The sequence below is a fragment of the Mycobacteroides chelonae genome (assembly GCF_016767715.1).
GTDB classification, from domain to species: Bacteria; Actinomycetota; Actinomycetes; order Mycobacteriales; family Mycobacteriaceae; genus Mycobacterium; species Mycobacterium gwanakae.
Genome location: NZ_CP050145.1, coordinates 2,443,653 through 2,460,691, shown reverse-complemented (window position 1 = coordinate 2,460,691; position 17,039 = coordinate 2,443,653). Strand labels below are relative to the sequence as shown.

Annotated in this window: 13 protein-coding genes and 1 riboswitch; of the genes, 6 read left to right on the top strand and 7 right to left on the bottom strand. The window is 65.4% G+C overall.

The window, feature by feature from the left end:
• Positions 1-7: 7 nt before the first annotated feature.
• The 6 genes from gndA (at position 8) to HBA99_RS11995 (ending at position 9,791) form a co-directional block, all read left to right on the top strand.
• Positions 8-1,462: an NADP-dependent phosphogluconate dehydrogenase gene (gndA, locus tag HBA99_RS12020; RefSeq protein WP_030097960.1), complete on the top strand. Its 1,455-nt coding sequence runs from the start codon at positions 8-10 to the stop codon at positions 1,460-1,462.
• Between the two features lie 26 nt (positions 1,463-1,488).
• Positions 1,489-2,925, top strand: a complete 1,437-nt coding sequence (locus tag HBA99_RS12015; RefSeq protein ID WP_057968266.1) for a GuaB1 family IMP dehydrogenase-related protein — start codon at positions 1,489-1,491, stop codon at positions 2,923-2,925.
• A gap of 104 nt (positions 2,926-3,029) precedes the next feature.
• On the top strand, positions 3,030-4,379 hold the full coding sequence (locus tag HBA99_RS12010; protein WP_057963447.1) for a hemolysin family protein: 1,350 nt from the start codon (positions 3,030-3,032) through the stop codon (positions 4,377-4,379).
• A 5-nt stretch (positions 4,380-4,384) separates the two neighbouring features.
• A complete protein-coding gene (locus HBA99_RS12005; protein WP_070952614.1) occupies positions 4,385-5,440 on the top strand; it encodes a hemolysin family protein in 1,056 nt (351 codons plus the stop codon).
• Between the two features lie 100 nt (positions 5,441-5,540).
• Entirely contained in the window at positions 5,541-7,736 is a 2,196-nt protein-coding gene (locus tag HBA99_RS12000; RefSeq protein WP_070952477.1) for a malate synthase G, read from the top strand.
• 201 nt (positions 7,737-7,937) lie between these two features.
• Positions 7,938-9,791, top strand: a complete 1,854-nt coding sequence (locus HBA99_RS11995; RefSeq protein ID WP_057968265.1) for a vWA domain-containing protein — start codon at positions 7,938-7,940, stop codon at positions 9,789-9,791.
• A 58-nt stretch (positions 9,792-9,849) separates the two neighbouring features.
• On the opposite strand, the gene gcvP is transcribed toward HBA99_RS11995, so the two are convergent.
• The 7 genes from gcvP to HBA99_RS11960 form a co-directional block, all read right to left on the bottom strand.
• The gene (gene gcvP, locus HBA99_RS11990) at positions 9,850-12,678 is read right to left on the bottom strand and encodes an aminomethyl-transferring glycine dehydrogenase (protein ID WP_070952613.1); all 2,829 of its coding nucleotides are present in this window, start codon (positions 12,676-12,678) and stop codon (positions 9,850-9,852) included.
• Positions 12,679-12,863: 185 nt separating this feature from the next.
• A riboswitch (glycine riboswitch) is annotated at positions 12,864-12,961 on the bottom strand.
• Positions 12,962-13,023: 62 nt separating this feature from the next.
• Entirely contained in the window at positions 13,024-13,647 is a 624-nt protein-coding gene (locus HBA99_RS11985) for a MerR family transcriptional regulator (RefSeq protein WP_030097967.1), read from the bottom strand.
• A 224-nt stretch (positions 13,648-13,871) separates the two neighbouring features.
• Positions 13,872-14,375 carry a bifunctional nuclease family protein gene (locus tag HBA99_RS11980; RefSeq protein WP_030097968.1) on the bottom strand — a complete coding sequence of 168 codons (504 nt, stop codon included), beginning with the start codon at positions 14,373-14,375 and terminating at the stop codon, positions 13,872-13,874.
• A 45-nt stretch (positions 14,376-14,420) separates the two neighbouring features.
• On the bottom strand, positions 14,421-15,164 hold the full coding sequence (gene ftsR / locus HBA99_RS11975; RefSeq protein ID WP_064393459.1) for a transcriptional regulator FtsR: 744 nt from the start codon (positions 15,162-15,164) through the stop codon (positions 14,421-14,423).
• The gene (gene garA, locus HBA99_RS11970; protein ID WP_109494421.1) at positions 15,161-15,634 is read right to left on the bottom strand and encodes a glycogen accumulation regulator GarA; all 474 of its coding nucleotides are present in this window, start codon (positions 15,632-15,634) and stop codon (positions 15,161-15,163) included. The genes ftsR and garA overlap by 4 nt, the downstream gene beginning before the upstream one ends.
• A gap of 195 nt (positions 15,635-15,829) precedes the next feature.
• Positions 15,830-16,225, bottom strand: a complete 396-nt coding sequence (gene gcvH / locus HBA99_RS11965; RefSeq protein WP_057968263.1) for a glycine cleavage system protein GcvH — start codon at positions 16,223-16,225, stop codon at positions 15,830-15,832.
• Between the two features lie 53 nt (positions 16,226-16,278).
• Positions 16,279-17,037 carry a DUF881 domain-containing protein gene (locus HBA99_RS11960; RefSeq protein WP_064408742.1) on the bottom strand — a complete coding sequence of 253 codons (759 nt, stop codon included), beginning with the start codon at positions 17,035-17,037 and terminating at the stop codon, positions 16,279-16,281.
• Positions 17,038-17,039: the final 2 nt, after the last annotated feature.

The window sequence follows — 17,039 nt, the reverse complement described above, 5'->3', positions numbered from 1 at the left end:
TGTGCTGGTGACGGCTGCAGACGGCTCGGCGCAGGGTAAAGCTCAGATCGGCGTGACGGGCCTGGCCGTCATGGGTTCGAATATCGCGCGGAACTTCGCACGGCACGGATACACCGTCGCTCTGCACAACCGATCGGTCGCCAAGACCGACGCATTGCTCGCCGAGCACGGATCCGAGGGCAGCTTCGTCCGCAGCGAGAGCATCGAGGAGTTCATCGCAGCCCTGGAGCGCCCGCGCCGCGTGCTCATCATGGTCAAGGCCGGCGATCCGACCGATGCGGTGATCAATGAGCTCGCCGATGCCATGGAGCAGGGCGACATCATCATCGACGGCGGCAATTCCCTGTACACCGACACCATCCGCCGGGAGAAGGCGATGGCCGATCGCGGCTTGCACTTCGTCGGTGCGGGTATCTCCGGTGGCGAAGAGGGTGCGCTGAACGGTCCCTCGATCATGCCGGGCGGCCCGAAGAAGTCGTACGAATCCCTCGGCCCGCTGCTGGAGGAGATCTCCGCGCACGTCGACGGTGTGCCCTGCTGTACCCACATCGGCCCCGACGGCTCCGGCCATTTCGTGAAGATGGTGCACAACGGCATCGAATACTCGGACATGCAGCTGATCGGCGAGGCCTACCAGCTGCTGCGCGACGGCCTCGGCATGAGTGCACCGGAGATCGCTGACGTCTTTACCGAATGGAACAAGGGCGAGCTGGAGAGCTACCTGATTGAGATCACCGCAGAGGTGCTCAAGCAGGCTGACGCGAAGACCGGCAAGCCCCTCGTCGATGTCATCGTCGATGCCGCCGAACAGAAGGGCACCGGCCGCTGGACCGTGAAGTCGGCCCTGGACCTCGGCGTGCCAGTCACCGGTATCGCCGAGGCGGTTTTCGCGCGCGCGCTGTCCGGTTCCCGCCCCCAGCGCGCCGCCGCGGCCGGGTTCGCCTCCGGGGCATTGGGCGAGAAGCCAAGTGATGCAAAGCAGTTCGTCGAAGATGTACGCCAAGCGCTGTATGCGTCCAAGATCGTGGCGTACGCGCAGGGCTTCAATCAGATTGCCGCGGGCAGCGCCGAGTACGGCTGGAACGTCAACCCCGGTGACCTGGCCACCATTTGGCGGGGTGGCTGCATCATCCGCGCGCAGTTCCTCAATCGCGTCAAGGACGCCTTCGCCGACGAGCCCGACCTGGCCACGTTGATCGCCGCGCCGTACTTCCGGGCAGCCGTCGAAAACGGCATCGATAGTTGGCGTCGCGTTGTGGTGGCGGCGACGCAGTTGGGAATTCCGGTTCCCGGCTTCGCCTCGTCGCTGTCGTACTACGACGGTCTGCGCACCGATCGTCTGCCTGCCGCCCTCACTCAGGCGCAGCGGGACTTCTTCGGCGCGCACACCTATGAGCGCGTCGACTCCCCCGGCAAGTTCCACACGCTCTGGAGCGGCGACCGCAGCGAGGTAGAAGCCTAAGCAGGACGCAGAAGGAGAGCGATACTGTGCGGTTTCTAGACGAGCAGCGACCACCGTACGACCTCACCTACGACGATGTCTTCGTGGTGCCGAACCACTCGGATGTCACCTCGCGGTTCGATGTCGACCTGACCACTGCCGACGGCACCGGCACCACGATCCCGATCGTGGTGGCCAACATGACGGCGGTGGCGGGGCGGCGGATGGCCGAGACCGTCGCTCGCCGTGGCGGAATCACCGTGCTACCCCAGGATCTTCCGGTGGAAGCGGTCGCACAGACCGTCGAGTTCATCAAGAGCCGGGATCTGGTCTACGACACGCCCGTGACCCTGGCTCCAGACGATTCCGCGGGTGAGGCGGTCGCCCTGATCCACAAGCGCTCGCACGGGGCTGCAGTGGTGCTCGAGGACGGCAAGCCACGTGGGCTTGTCACCGAGGCCGCATGTACCGGCATCGACAGGTTCACCCGCGTGCGCGACATCGCCACCGCCGACTTCGTCGCGGTCCCCACGGGAACCGATCCGCGGGCGATCTTCGACCGCCTGGCCGAGGCGCATGTGCCGGTGGCGGTGCTGACGCGTCCGGACGGAACCATGGCGGGGATCCTGACCCGTACGGGGGCGATCCGGGCGGGTTTGTACACGCCGGCCGTGGACGCGAGCGGACGCCTACGGGTCGCCGGTGCCGTCGGCATCAACGGCGATGTCCGCGCCAAGGCGACCGCCTTGGCGCAGGCTGGGGTGGATCTGCTGGTCATCGATACCGCGCATGGACATCAGCAGAAGATGATCGAGGTGCTGACGTCGGTCGCGGAACTGTCGCTGGGTGTGCCGATCGCGGCGGGCAATGTGGTGTCCGCCCAGGGCACCCGGGATCTGATCGCGGCCGGAGCCGACATCGTGAAGGTGGGCGTGGGCCCGGGCGCCATGTGCACCACCCGGATGATGACCGGAGTGGGTCGTCCACAGTTGTCGGCGGTCATCGAATGTGCGGCGGCGGCACGGGAACTCGGCGCCCATGTGTGGGCCGATGGCGGCGTTCGGCATCCCCGGGATGTCGCGCTGGCACTCGCCGCGGGTGCCGCCAATGTGATGATCGGTTCCTGGTTCGCGGGCACGCACGAATCACCCGGGGATCTGCAGCACTCGGCCAGTGGCCGGCGCTACAAGGACAGCTTCGGGATGGCGTCCAAACGCGCCGTGGCCGCCCGCACCGCCGGGGACAGCGCCTTTGACCAGGCCCGCAAAAGCCTCTTCGAAGAGGGCATCTCCACGTCGCGGATCGAATTGGACCCGCAACGGCCCGGTGTCGAGGACCTCATCGACCACATCATCTCGGGCGTGCGCAGCACCTGCACCTATGTCGGGGCACGCACGCTGGCGGAGCTGCACGAACGGGTGGTTCTGGGTGTCCAGTCCGCCGCCGGATTTGCCGAAGGGCGCCCGCTTCCCGAAGGTTGGTAACCGTCCTCCCTGATGGTTGAGTACCTGCGGGCCAGCTGCACCGTTACCATGAGCCTCACGATGGTCACACCGTGTGATCACTCAACCTAAGGGGCCAGCCAGCGGTGACGCTCTTATTCACCGGGCTGAGCTTGCTTGCGTTCGTGGCGCTGACCGCGGGGACGGCACTGTTCGTGGCGGCCGAGTTCTCCCTGACCGCGCTGGAAAGAAGCTCCATCGAGGCGCGCGCCAAGACCGGCGACGGCCGAGACAGGTTGGTCAAACGGGCACACAGCACGTTGTCCTTCCAGCTGTCCGGCGCGCAGCTCGGCATCACCATCACCACACTTGTCACCGGGTATTTGGCTGAACCGGTGATCGCGCGGCTGCTCACGCAGGTGATCGGATACACCGGAGTGGCTGTCAGCAGCGCCATATCGCTGGCGCTGGCACTGATCCTCGCCACCTCGATATCGATGATCTTCGGCGAGCTCGTGCCCAAGAACTTTGCGCTGGCACGTCCCATCTGGACCTCACGCGCCACCGCGGGCCCCATGGTGCTGTTCTCGGCAGTATTCGCCTTCGCGATCCGGGCATTGAACGGCATCGCCAACTGGGTGCTGCGTCGCATGGGCATTGAACCCGCCGAAGAGCTGCGCTCGGCGCGCTCGCCCCAGGAGCTGGGTTCGTTGGTGCGCACCTCCGCCCGTAGCGGTGCACTGGATGAGACCACGGCGGTGCTGGTGGACCGCTCGTTGCGATTCGGGAGCCGTACCGCCGAAGAACTCATGACCCCGCGCACCGAGATCGAATCGCTCGAAGCGACGGACACCGTTGCCGACTTGGTCGCCATCGCCGTGGACACCGGCTTCTCACGGTTCCCGATCACCGAAGGCGACCTGGACGCGACGATCGGCATCGTGCACGTGAAGCAGATCTTCGAAGTGCCACGGGAACAGCGCGCCACGACCACCCTGGCCAGTCTGGCCCGGCCCGTCGCGGTAGTGCCCTCCACCCTCGACGGCGATGCCGTGATGGAGCAGGTGCGGGCCAACGGCATGCAGACCGCGCTGGTGGTTGACGAGTACGGCGGCACCGCCGGGCTGGTGACGGTCGAGGACATGATCGAAGAGATCGTGGGCGATGTCCGGGACGAGCACGATGACGCCACCCCCGACGTGGTGTCCTCCGGCGGCGGCTGGGTGGTGTCGGGTCTGCTGCGGATCGACGAGGTCGCCGCCGCGACCGGCTACCGTGCCCCCGAAGGCGAGTACGAGACGATCGGCGGCCTGGTGCTGCAGGAGCTCGGTCACATCCCGACGGTCGGCGAGACCGTCGAGTTGTCCGCGGTCGTGCCGGATCATCCGTTCGCGGAGCTGCCCCGCTGGCGGGCTCGGGTAGCGAGCATGGATGGTCGCCGCATCGATCAGATCGAGCTTGTCGAGCTGACCGACGCCGACGGTCGGGGGGAATGACCACGATGGGCAGCGACATACTCGGCGTACTCCTCACCGCCGCACTGCTTTTGGCGAACGCATTCTTCGTCGGCGCCGAGTTCGCCCTCATCTCCGCGCGCCGGGATCGACTCGAGGCGCTCGCGGAGGCGGGCAAGAAACGCGCCGTGACCGTGATGATGGCCGGCCAGAACTTGTCCTTGATGCTCGCCGGCGCCCAGCTCGGCATCACGATCTGTTCAATCCTGTTGGGCCGCATCGGAGAACCGGCCGTAGCGCATCTTCTGGAACGACCATTCGAGCTGTTAGGTGCGCCGCCCGCTCTCACGCACACCATCGCGTTCGTCGTCTCGCTGTCCATCGTGGTGCTGTTGCACGTGCTCCTCGGCGAAATGGTGCCCAAGAACATCGCCATCGCGGGGCCAGATTCCGCGGCCATGCTGCTGATTCCGCCGTACCTGGTCTACATCCGGCTGGCACGGCCATTGATCGCCTTCTACAACTGGTGCGCCAACACCGCGTTGCGGCTGGTCAAGGTCCCGGTGAAGGACGAGCTCGAGGTCACCGTGTCCACCGTGGAGCTTTCCGAGATGATCGCGGAGTCACTGTCCGAGGGGCTTCTCGACGAAGAGGAACACACCCGGTTGCGCCGCGCGCTACAGATCCAGCACCGGGTGGTCGCGGACGTGGTCGTGCCCGCTAACCAGATTCGGGCGATCGCGGTATCGGGTTCGGCGCAGGCGCCCTCGGTGACTGCCGTGGAGCGCGCGGTGGCGGAAACTGGTTACTCACGTTTTCCAGTTATCGGGCCCCACGGGGATTACCTCGGCTATCTGCACATAAAGGACGTCCTGACCATGGGTGACGATCCGGAGGCGATTGTCGACCCCGCGTTCATTCGACCGCTCCCACGTCTACACGGCTCGGTTCCACTGCCGGAAGCACTGTCGACGCTACGTCGCAGCAACAGTCATCTTGCGCTCATGTCGACCACCGACGGCAGCGTGGTGGGCCTCGTCACACTCGAGGATCTGGTGGAGGATCTCGTCGGCACCGTGCGTGACGGAACTCACCGCATATAGAGCGGTTTCGGGGTACATGGCTACCAGTGAGTAGGATCAATGTTCACCGAATCGCAAGAGCGTCCGGTCCCAGACCCCCTAACAACACAGAGGAGTTGCGATGAGTGATCGCGTCGATGTGGGCAACCTTCGCGTGGCGCGGGTGCTGTACGACTTCATCACCAACGAGGCCCTCCCGGGCACCGGTGTGGATGCCGACGCTTTCTGGGCCGGGGTCGACAAAGTAGTCACCGATTTGGCTCCGCGGAACCGCGAGCTTCTCGACCGGCGCGACGACCTGCAAACTCAGATCGATCGCTGGCACCGGCAGCGCGCCATCGAGCCGCTGGACCAGTCGGCGTACCGGGAGTTCCTCACCGAGATCGGGTACCTGGTCCCCGAGCCCGAAGATTTCACCATCACCACCGCCGATGTGGACGACGAGATCACCACGACTGCCGGTCCGCAGCTGGTGGTGCCGATCCTGAACGCGCGCTTCGCGCTCAACGCCGCCAACGCGCGCTGGGGCTCCCTCTATGACGCGCTGTACGGCACCGATGTCATCTCCGAGGCCGATGGCGCCGAGAAGGGCTCGTCGTACAACAAGATCCGCGGCGACAAGGTCATCGCCTACGCCCGCGAGGTGCTCGACGGCGCGGCCCCGCTGGCGGGCGGCTCCTGGAAGGACGCTGTCGGCCTGAAGATCGACGACGGTCAGCTGCTCATCGAGCTGGGCGACGAGCTCTCGGTGGGACTGCAGAACCCCGATCAGTTCGTCGGCTACACCGGCAAGCTGGGCAAGCCGCAATGGTCGGTGCTGCTCATCAACCATGGCCTGCACATCGAGGTCCTCATCGACCCCGACTCCCCTATCGGATCCACCGACAAGGCCGGCATCAAGGATGTCGTGCTGGAGTCGGCGATCACCACGATCATGGATTTCGAGGACTCCGTGGCTGCCGTGGACGCCGAAGACAAGGTGCTCGGGTACCGAAACTGGCTGGGACTCAACAAGGGTGATCTGTCCGAGGATGTTTCCAAGGGCGGCAAGACATTCACCCGGGTACTCAACGAGGACCGCGTGTTCAACACCCCCGACGGCAAGGGCGAGCTGACCCTGCCAGGCCGCAGCTTGCTGTTCGTCCGCAACGTCGGTCATCTGATGACCAATGACGCCATCGTGGATGCCGCGGGCAACGAGATGCCCGAGGGCATCCAGGATGCGTTGTTCACCAGCCTGATCGCGATCCACGGTCTGCGTTCCGGCAAGAAGAACGGCCCGCTGAAGAACAGCCGCACCGGATCCATCTACATCGTGAAGCCCAAGATGCACGGGCCCGAGGAAGTGGCCTTCACCGCCGAGTTGTTCGGCCGCGTCGAAGAGGTGCTCGGACTCCCGCACGCCACCCTCAAGGTCGGCATCATGGACGAGGAGCGTCGCACCACCGTCAACCTCAAGGCCGCCATCAAGGCCGCCTCGGATCGAGTGGTCTTCATCAACACCGGCTTCCTGGATCGCACCGGCGATGAGATCCACACCTCGATGGAAGCCGGCCCGATGTGCCGCAAGGCCGTCATGAAGTCGCAGCCGTGGATCCTGGCATACGAGGACCACAACGTCGATACCGGACTGGGTGCCGGTTTGGCGGGTAAGGCGCAGATCGGTAAGGGCATGTGGGCCATGCCCGACCTGATGGCGGACATGGTCGCGCAGAAGATCGCCCAGCCGCGCGCGGGGGCCACCACCGCCTGGGTGCCGTCTCCCACTGCCGCGACGCTGCACGCGCTGCACTATCACCAGGTCGACGTCAAGGCTGTGGACCAGGAGCTCGCCGGTAAGCACCGCGCCGAACTGGAGTCGCTGCTCACCATTCCGTTGGCCGAGTCGCGTCATGACTGGACCGCGGAGGACATCCGCGAGGAAATCGACAACAACTGCCAGTCGATCCTGGGCTACGTGGTCCGCTGGATCGATCAGGGAGTCGGCTGTTCCAAGGTTCCAGACATCCACGACGTGGCGCTCATGGAAGACCGGGCAACCTTGCGTATCTCCAGCCAGCTGCTGGCCAACTGGTTGCGTCATGACGTCATCACCGACGCCGACGTGGTCGAGGGACTCAAGCGGATGGCACCTGTTGTCGATCGGCAGAACGCCGGCGACAAGGACTACCGCCCGATGGCTCCGGACTTCGACAGCAACATCGCCTTCGAGGCCGCCAAGGAGCTGATCCTCGAGGGTAAGGACCAGCCGAACGGATACACCGAGCCGATCCTGCACCGGCGTCGCCGCGAGTACAAGGCCGCGGCGGCCAAGTAGCGGCCTGTTTGGCTGACGTGCCTGGACCTCGCCGAGGGTCGTTGCCGTCCCGGTCTGTTGAGTGTCGGTTTGGCTGCGGTTTGGTGTCGCGTGCCGTAGTTCACGGGGTCTGAGACAGTAGACTCAGGCCGACGCACAGCAGGGCTCTCACGCAGCCGCTGGACAAGTACTTAGACACGATCAGAAGGGTCGCGACAACACATGGGCAGGCACAGCGCATCTGGGTCAGGTAGCCCAAACGATCGCGACGACAACGACGGTTGGGGTGCCGACGCGGCGCCGGACTACGAGTCGGGCTCCGGCCCTGAGAACTCCGGCTCTGAGTTCGACACGGGTAGCTGGCAGCGGTCGCATCGCAGCGGTGGCAGCAACTGGGGTGTCAGCAAGGGTCTGATCGGAGCCCTCGCGGCCGTCCTCGTGGTGGCCGTGTCCATCGGACTCTGGTGGTACTTCGACCGGCGGACCACCGACAACCAGGCAGAGGCATCTGCTACCTGTGTACACGGTGACAACGCCATCGCCGTGGTCGCCGACCCGTCGATCGCGGACCGTATCGGCGAGCTGTCCGAACGGTTCAACAAAAAGCACGAGGTGATCGGCGACTACTGCTTCACCGTGTCGGTGCGCCCGGCGGATACGACCAACGTGATCAAGGGGCTGACGGGTCAGTGGCCCGCCGAGCTCGGGGAGCAGCCGGCCTTGTGGATCCCCGGCAGCTCGATCTCCTCGGCACGTCTGAAGGCCGCCTCCAAGACAAACATCGTCAATGACAGCCGGTCGCTGGTCAGCACACCCGTGGTCATCGCGACGACGCCCCGGCTGCGTCAGGCCATTCCCAATGACAAGAGCTGGGCGGATGTGCCTGCGCTGCAGAATGTTCCGAACTCGCTCGACGGTGTCGGTCTGCCCGGTTGGGGTTCGCTGCGGTTGGTGTTGCCGTCGAGCGGCAATGGGGATGCGGCGCAGCTCGCCGCCGAGGCGGTAGCCGCCGCCAGCGTTCGCCCCGGCGACTCGCCCGAGCTCGGCGCGGGCGCGGCCGCATCGTTGACCGCTGCGGCTCCCAAGCTTCCCGCGAACAACCTGACCGACGCCATCGGCGCACTGCTGGACGGCGGCGAACAACCCGGTGCCGCCGTGCACGCGGTGGTGACCACCGAACAGCAGCTCTACGCCCGTACTCGCAGCAACGGCGACGCCAAGAAGGTGATTGCCGCGTGGCAGCCCGCCGGGGCGACGCCGATCGCCGACTACCCCACCGTTCAATTGGACGGGCCGTGGCTCTCCGAGGAACAGCACACCGCGGCAAGCCAATTCGCGCGTTTCCTGGGCGACAAGGACCAGCTCAAGGATTTGGCGGCCGCTGGTTTCCGTGCCGAAGGCGCGGATCTGCCCAGCAGCGACGTGGTGAGTTTCACGAAGATCGACAAGCCGCTGAGCATCGAGGACAAGGTCCGGGTCGCGCTCGCCGATGGCACCTCGACAGGCGCCGGGGCCACCACGATCATGCTGGATTCCTCGCTGTCCTCCGAAGCGGTGAAGCTGTCCGATGTGACCGGGGCACTTGCCAATCGCGTACGCGCCATCGCTCCGAGCTCGGGAGTCGGGCTCTGGACATATGACGGCAGGGAAGGCAACACCGTGGTGCGGCTGGGTACCGCCTCCGACGACGTCGAGGGCGTGCCCAGGTCACAGAGTGTCGCCGACGCGTTGACGGCGCTGCAGCCGACCTCCAACGGCGCGGTGGCGTTCACCACGTTGCGCAACGTGTACCAGGAAGCGGTCAATAGCTTCCGGCCGAACCAGGTCAACTCGGTGCTGATCGTGGCAGGCCGCTCGCATACCGATCAGAGCCTGGACAGTGCCGGCCTCATCGACACGATCAACCGTCAGAAAGATCCGGCGCGACCGGTTCGGATCAACGTGATCGACTTCGGCAACGACTCCGATCAGCAGACCTGGCAGGCCTTAGCTCAGCAGACCGGCGGCGCCTACCAGAACCTGGCGACCTCGAACAGCCCCGAGCTGGCCGGAGCCATCACCCGCTTCGTGTCTTAACGTCATTTCTAGCGAAGCAGGCCCCCGCCGTAGCAGGGGCCTGCTTCGCTAGAAATCGCTACTGGGCGAAGGCCTCGATCGGTGGGCAGGAGCACACCAGGTTGCGGTCACCGTATGCACCATCGATCCGGCGTACCGGTGGCCACACCTTGGGGCGGAAGCCCTTCCCCAGCGGATATGCGGCTTCGGACCGGCTGTAGGGGTGCTGCCACTCGTCGGCGGTGAGGGATTCGGCGGTGTGCGGCGACCCGCGCAGCGGGTTGTCCTCCACCGGCCACACCCCGGAGCCGACCTTGTCGATCTCGGCCTTGATCGCGATCATCGCCTCGCAGAAGGCGTCCACCTCGGCCAGGCTCTCACTTTCGGTGGGCTCGACCATGAGCGTGCCGGCCACCGGAAAGCTCATCGTTGGCGCGTGGAAACCGTAGTCGGCCAGCCGCTTAGCCACATCGTCGACGGTAACGCCGGTGTTCCTGGTGATCTCCCGCAGGTCCAGGATGCACTCGTGGGCCACCATGCCGTTATCGCCGGTGTAGAGCACGGGGTAGTACTCGTCGAGACGGCGCGCCAGGTAGTTGGCCGAGGCGATCGCGGTGAGCGATGCGGCCCGCAGGCCGTCGGGCCCCATCATCCTGATGTAGGCCCAGGTGATCGGCAGGATCGATGCCGAACCATAGGGCGCCGCCGACACCGGCGGGCCCGAGGGCAGTTCCGCGGCGTACGGGTGCCCCGGCAGGTACTGCGCGAGGTGACTGCGCACCGCGACAGGTCCGACACCTGGCCCGCCGCCGCCGTGCGGGATGCAGAACGTCTTGTGCAGGTTCAGGTGACTCACATCGCCACCGAAGTGCCCGGGGCGGGCAAGTCCGACAAGGGCATTCAGGTTCGCACCGTCGACGTAAACCTGCCCCCCGGCATCGTGCACGGCCGCGCAGATGTCGGCGACGTCGTGCTCGTAGACACCGTGGGTGGACGGGTAGGTGATCATGATCGCCGAGAGGGAGCTGGCATTCGCCGCGATCTTGGCGCGAAGGTCGTCCAGGTCGACGTCGCCGTTCTCACGGCAGGCCACCACGACAACCCGCATACCGGCCAGCGCCGCCGAGGCGGCGTTGGTGCCGTGGGCACTCGACGGGATCAGGCAGACGTCGCGGGCGCTCTCGCCGCGGTCGATGTGGTACTGCCGAATGGCCAGCAGACCCGCGTATTCGCCCTGGGATCCCGCATTGGGTTGCAAGCTCACGCTGTCGTAGCCGGTGATATCGGCCAGCCAGCCCTCGAGGTCGGCGATCAGCGTGCGCAGGCCGCGGGAGTCGCTTGCCGGGGCGAATGGGTGTTGTGCGGCGAACTGCGGCCAGGTGATGGGTTCCATCTCGGCGGCGGCGTTGAGTTTCATGGTGCACGAACCGAGCGGAATCATGCTGCGGTCCAACGCAATATCCTTGTCGGATAGCGCACGCAGGTAGCGCATCATCTCGGTTTCGCTGTGGTAGCGGTTGAACGCCGGGTGCGTCAGGTAATCGGAGGTGCGGGACGCGATGTCCGAGGTGTCGGATGTTCCGCCACCGAAATCGGTTCCGAACGCCCGCAGCACCGAGACCAGGTGCGGCAGCGTTGTCGCCTCATCACAGGCGATCGAGACATGGTCGCCGTCGGGACTCCAGATGTTGACACCCTCGGCCTTGGCGGCGGCCTGGATCTCGATGGCCTTGCCGGGAACGTGCACCAAAACGGTGTCGAAGAACTGGTCGTGCACCACGGTGTGGCCACCGCGAGTCAGGCCGGAGGCCAACAGCTGCGCGTTGCGGTGCACCCGGGTGGCGATGGCACGCAAGCCTTCCGGGCCGTGGTAGCTCGCGTACATGGCGGCCATCACGGCCAACAGCACCTGCGCGGTACAGATATTGCTGGTGGCCTTGTCGCGGCGGATGTGCTGTTCGCGGGTCTGCAAGGAGAGCCGGTAGGCGGGTGCGCCATCGGCATCCATCGACACTCCGACGAGCCGTCCGGGCAGCTGCCGGGCGTGGGCGGTGTGCACGGCCAGGTACCCGGCGTGCGGCCCACCGAATCCCATCGGCACGCCGAAGCGTTGCGTGGTGCCGAAGGCGACGTCGGCGCCGATGTCGCCGGGCGGGGCGATGAGGGTCAGGGCCAGCAGGTCGGCGCCCACCGCCACCAGTGCGCCGCGCTGATGGGCCTCGGAGATGAGCGCTGACCAGTCGCGTACCACTCCGGAGGCACCGGGCAGCTGCACGATGACTCCGAAGAACTCACCGTCAGGCAATCCCTGGGAAAGATCGGCGGTCACCACCTCGATGCCGAGTGGTTGAGCGCGGGTGTCGATCACGGCGGCAGTCTGCGCGTACACGTCGGCGTCGACGATCAGACGGTTGGACTTGGACTTCACGGCGCGGTGCATCAGTGTCATCGCCTCGGCGGCGGCAGTGGCCTCATCGAGCATCGAGGCATTCGCGATGTCCAGGCCGGTGAGCTCAGAGACCATGGTCTGGAAGTTCAGCAGCGCTTCCAGGCGCCCCTGACTGATCTCCGGCTGGTACGGCGTGTAGGCCGTGTACCAGGCCGGATTCTCCAGGATGTGCCGACGCAGCACGGGCGGGGTCAGTGTGTCGAAGTAGCCCTGCCCGATCATCGATACGGCAATCGTGTTGTGGCTGGCGAGTTTCCGCAGCGCGTCGAGAGCCTCGTGCTCGGATGCCGCTGCCGGGAGCGCGTCGAGGCCGGTGGCGAGGCCACCGTGCAACTCATCCAGGATGCTGGCCGGTACCGCCTTCTCGGCGAGCTCGTCAAGGCTGGCCACACCGATGGTGGCGAGCATGGTGTCGATATCGGCGGCGGTGGGACCGATATGGCGATCGGCGAAAGACATGACACTCCCGAAGGGCCGAGTCGCGCGGCGGGCACACGACAGCATCTCCCCTCCCTCTGTCATCAACCCGGTGCGGGCGCCTGAGAGATTCGGTCGTCTCACCGGGCCAATACCCGGACGAGAGCCTTTCCCCGTCGGCGGGTGATCCGCTCACAAGATCGGATCACCACTTTTCAGAGGCATCGGGGCCGAGAGCGGTTCGGGGGCCTGAGAGATTGACGGAGAGGTGTTGCTCCTTCGGCGGCCATGACTGGCGGTCATGACACTCTCCCGCCCACGGGCGATGCCTGACCAGCTTACGCGAGTTAACCCACGGGTCCAGACAGCCGAGTAGGCACCCGCGAATCAGCCGATCTTGCGGGCACGATCCTTGCGGCGGGAAGCCAGCTCGTCCTCGGGCGCCTCGATGGTTTCGCCGCCGTCGGCGCGCTCCCCCGGGAACTCGGCGATGGCACCGGTCAGTTCGCGCATGGCGCCGCTGACCGCGATGCCGAACACACCTTGTCCGCCCTGGAGCAGGTCGACGACCTCTTCGGCCGACGTGCATTCGTAGACAGTGGTGCCATCGGAGAACAGCGTGATGTTGGCCAGATCCTCGACGCCACGCTGACGCAGGTGTTCGACGGCAACCCGGATGTTCTGCAGCGAGATCCCGGTGTCCAGCAATCGCTTGACGATCTTGAGAACCAGGATGTCCTTGAACGAGTACAGGCGCTGGCTGCCGGAACCGGCGGCGCCACGGATCGAGGGAACCACGAGCGAGGTGCGGGCCCAGTAGTCGAGCTGACGGTAGGTGATGCCAGCAACCTGGCAGGCACTGGGTCCGCGGTAGCCGACGAGTTGGTCAGGAACGGAGTCATCCGGGAAAAGACCCGGCTGGACAGGCCCGGCAGATGCGGAATCGGCGGAACCGGTGGCGCCGTTGTCCAATGTCATCTCCAGCTGCCCCTGCTGCGGCTCTTCAACCACTTCTGCTCCCTCTCGCGATCGCTTCTCCGGCTACCGTCCTGTGGTTCTCAGTTCGCCGGTAGTGCGTTCGTCCAAGCACGAATCCTCCGAGCATACGCCCTTTGCGCTGCCCCGTGCCGGCCGCTGAGTCAAATTATGGTCCCCGGGAAATCACGGTCAATGCGACGCGCCCGGGCCGTGACTGTAAAGGTCAGGTTGAGACTTACTCGTTACTTAAAGCCCTGTTACGGGCCTTCCGTGGCCTTGAAGTCGTCGGGAGACACGCTGTCGAGGAACTCCTTGAACTTCTCTACCTCGTCTTCTCGCAGCGCTCCGCCGGAATCCTCATCGTCCTCGTCGGGAATGATCAAGCCTGCCTCGGCCAGCACGGCTTCCTCGACGTAAATCGGAACTCCCACGCGTAGCGCGATTGCCACCGAATCCGATGGGCGCGCCGACACCCGGATGTCGCTGTCGAAAACCAGGTCCGCGTAGAACGTCCCCTCCTGAAGATCCACGATCCGCACCTCTTTGAGCGAATGCCCAAGGGCAGCAATGAGATCACGGATCAGGTCATGGGTGAGTGGCCGCGCCGGTTCTACCCCCTGTTGCTCCAGGGCGATGGCCGCGGCCTCGGACTGGCCGATCCATATCGGCAGGTAACGATCGCCGGCAGACTCCCGCAGCAACAACACCGGCTGGTTCTGGGGCTGTTCCACGCGGATTCCCACGACTCGAACTTCGCTCATCGTGCCTCCAACACCAGTGCTTCTGTCGTACCGCGAGTCTAGTCCTCAGCGATCGAGGACGCCGCGCACCGCGGACTTGATCATCGCGCCGTGGAGCGCGATCGACAGTGCCGCCACCTCTCGGATCAGGTCATCGGCGCGGTCGCGGGCCCCTGCCTTGTTGGCTTTGACGGTTGGGCCCACAATCTGGGCGATGAGATCGGTCTCTCGATCGACCGCGGAGCGGAACGTGCGCAGATGCCGCGGCTCGACGCCGTAATCGGCCAGCTCAGCGGCGCACTGAACGATCAGGACCGTGTACTCGTCGAAGAAACCGCCCGGGCCGGCGGTGATGATCCCCGCCTTGATGAGCGAGGTCAGCAGCACCTCGTCCGCACCGGAACGCGACAGCAGGTCCTCACGGCTGAGCCGCGTGGGACGGGTAGATGGGATTCCTTGACGGGCAACACTGTTGGTGCTGTCGCCATCGGTGATGGCAAAGAGACGAGGGCCGCCGGTGAAACCCGCCACATCCGGCAGCGCTCCGTCGGGCTGCGCGTCGAGTTGCTCCTTGATCACCTTCAGCGGCAGGTAGTGATCACGCTGCGCGGTCAGGATGAACCGGAGCCGCTCGGCGTCATAGGCCGAAAACCGGCGATACCCCGACGCGCTACGCGACGGGGTAACCAGTCCCTCTGATTCGAGGAATCGAATCTTCGAGATCGTGACGTCCGGAAACTCCGGACGCAACAGGTCGAGTACCGACCCGATCGACATTCCGGTGAGAGCCGGCCGGTCGGGAGCTGTCACTGGCCACCCGGGGCGGTGCCATCGCCTGCCGACTTCGGCCCGGTCAGGAAGACCAGACGGAACTTCCCGATCTGCACTTCGTCGCCGTTGGCGAGCACCGCTGAATCCACCGGCTCGCGGTTGACATAGGTGCCGTTGAGGCTGCCCACGTCGACTACCTGGAATTCATCACTGTCAAGCCGGAATTCGGCGTGACGGCGGCTCACCGTGACGTCATCGAGAAAAATGTCGCTGTCGGGGTGCCGTCCGGCCGACGTGGTTGCTTGATCGAGCAGAAAGCGCGATCCCGCGTTGGGTCCACGCTTGACCACCAACAGTGCCGAACCGGCGGGCAATCCCTCGACACCCGACACATCGTTACCGGCCTGCGCGGGCGCTTCCAGCTCGGTGGCGAAATCGGCGCGGAACACCGAGGTCGTCTCCGCGGTGACCTCGCCTGACGTGTCGTCCTTGTCGTTATCGGTCACCATCGCTCCTTCTTCCTCGCCCCTGGAGGATTCGATTGTCAGTGCGGATCTCGTTGAGCATGACGCCCTTCGCGACCCTCATCGCCGCTCATTTCCGACCGTACCGTCTGACTGCCCGTAACGGGCCACCTCTGCCGTATCCGCCAGTGGTCCACCCGAAATTGTGGTCATCGGACTGGTTGGAGAACTGGTGCCCTCCTAATCGGTGGCGTCACCATATCCCGATGCGTCTAAGAGGTCATTAAGAGCCACGTCGAGATCGGCCTCGCTGGCGACCTCAAGATCGACCAACCAGCCCTCGCCGTACGGATCGGAATTCACCAGCTGCGGGTTGGAATCCAAATCGCCGTTCGCGGCAACAACTTTCGCGGTGATCGGCGCGAAAAGGTCCGATACGGACTTGGTGGATTCCACCTCGCCGAACGTCGAGCCGGCACTCAGGTCCGAGCCCACATCCGGCAGCTGAACAAACACCACGTCGCCGAGCTGCGACTGTGCGTAGTCGGTGATTCCGATACGCACGGTGCGCTCACCGGTGCGCCGCACCCATTCGTGTTCCTCGGTGTAGTGCAGGTCGGCAGGAATTTCGGTCACGGTGAATCATCCTTGCTCTCGGTCAGTGGTCTGCGTGGTCGCTGGCCTGGGGGCTACTTGCCGGGCTGAGCGTATTGGCGCGGTTTCGGTTCTCGCAAGGTGGTGATGTCTACGCGCGCCGGCTGGTCGATAGTAACGCCGCCGCCAACCCGCGAGACGGTGTCGACGGCACCGCCCGGAATGTTCATCGCCGCCGCGAGTGTCGGTGGATCGCCTATCGCCAGAACCGAATACGGAGGTGTCAGGAGCACGCCGTCGACGATGAGCTGTCCTGGGGCCCCGGTGACCCAGGAATCGGCCCCAATGCGCACCGACTGGTCGCCCGACTTGATCTCGATGGCCTCGGCACCGGCCGCCCGTAGCTCGTTGATGATGTCCAGTAGGGCTTCTGCACCCAGGCCCTGCCCCGGATCGTCAATGGTGAGGATCACACCAGGACCGGTGGCCCCGACGGTCCCCGCCATGATGGACAGTGCGGACAGTCGGGCCTTCGCGTCGTTGATCACGGCCTGGTTGCCGGTTCCGCTGGCGCGCATCGTGATAAGGCTCTGCTGCAGATCCGCGATCTCCTTGTTCAGGTTGGCATCGCGCTGCTGCAGGGAGTCCAGCAGCACCAGCAGGTCGGCGGGTCGCGCGGTGTCCAGGCCATCGCCGGATTCGGTTTGGCGGACCTGGGTGGTGATCGCCAGGCCCAGCAGCGCGCACAGCGCGACGCCCAGCACTCCAAAGATAACCTGAGTACGCGTCGGCGGACGGCGCGTTTTGGGCATCTCATGCTTGCCGGGGTGCGGTTCGTGCGGTGCATCGGTCATCG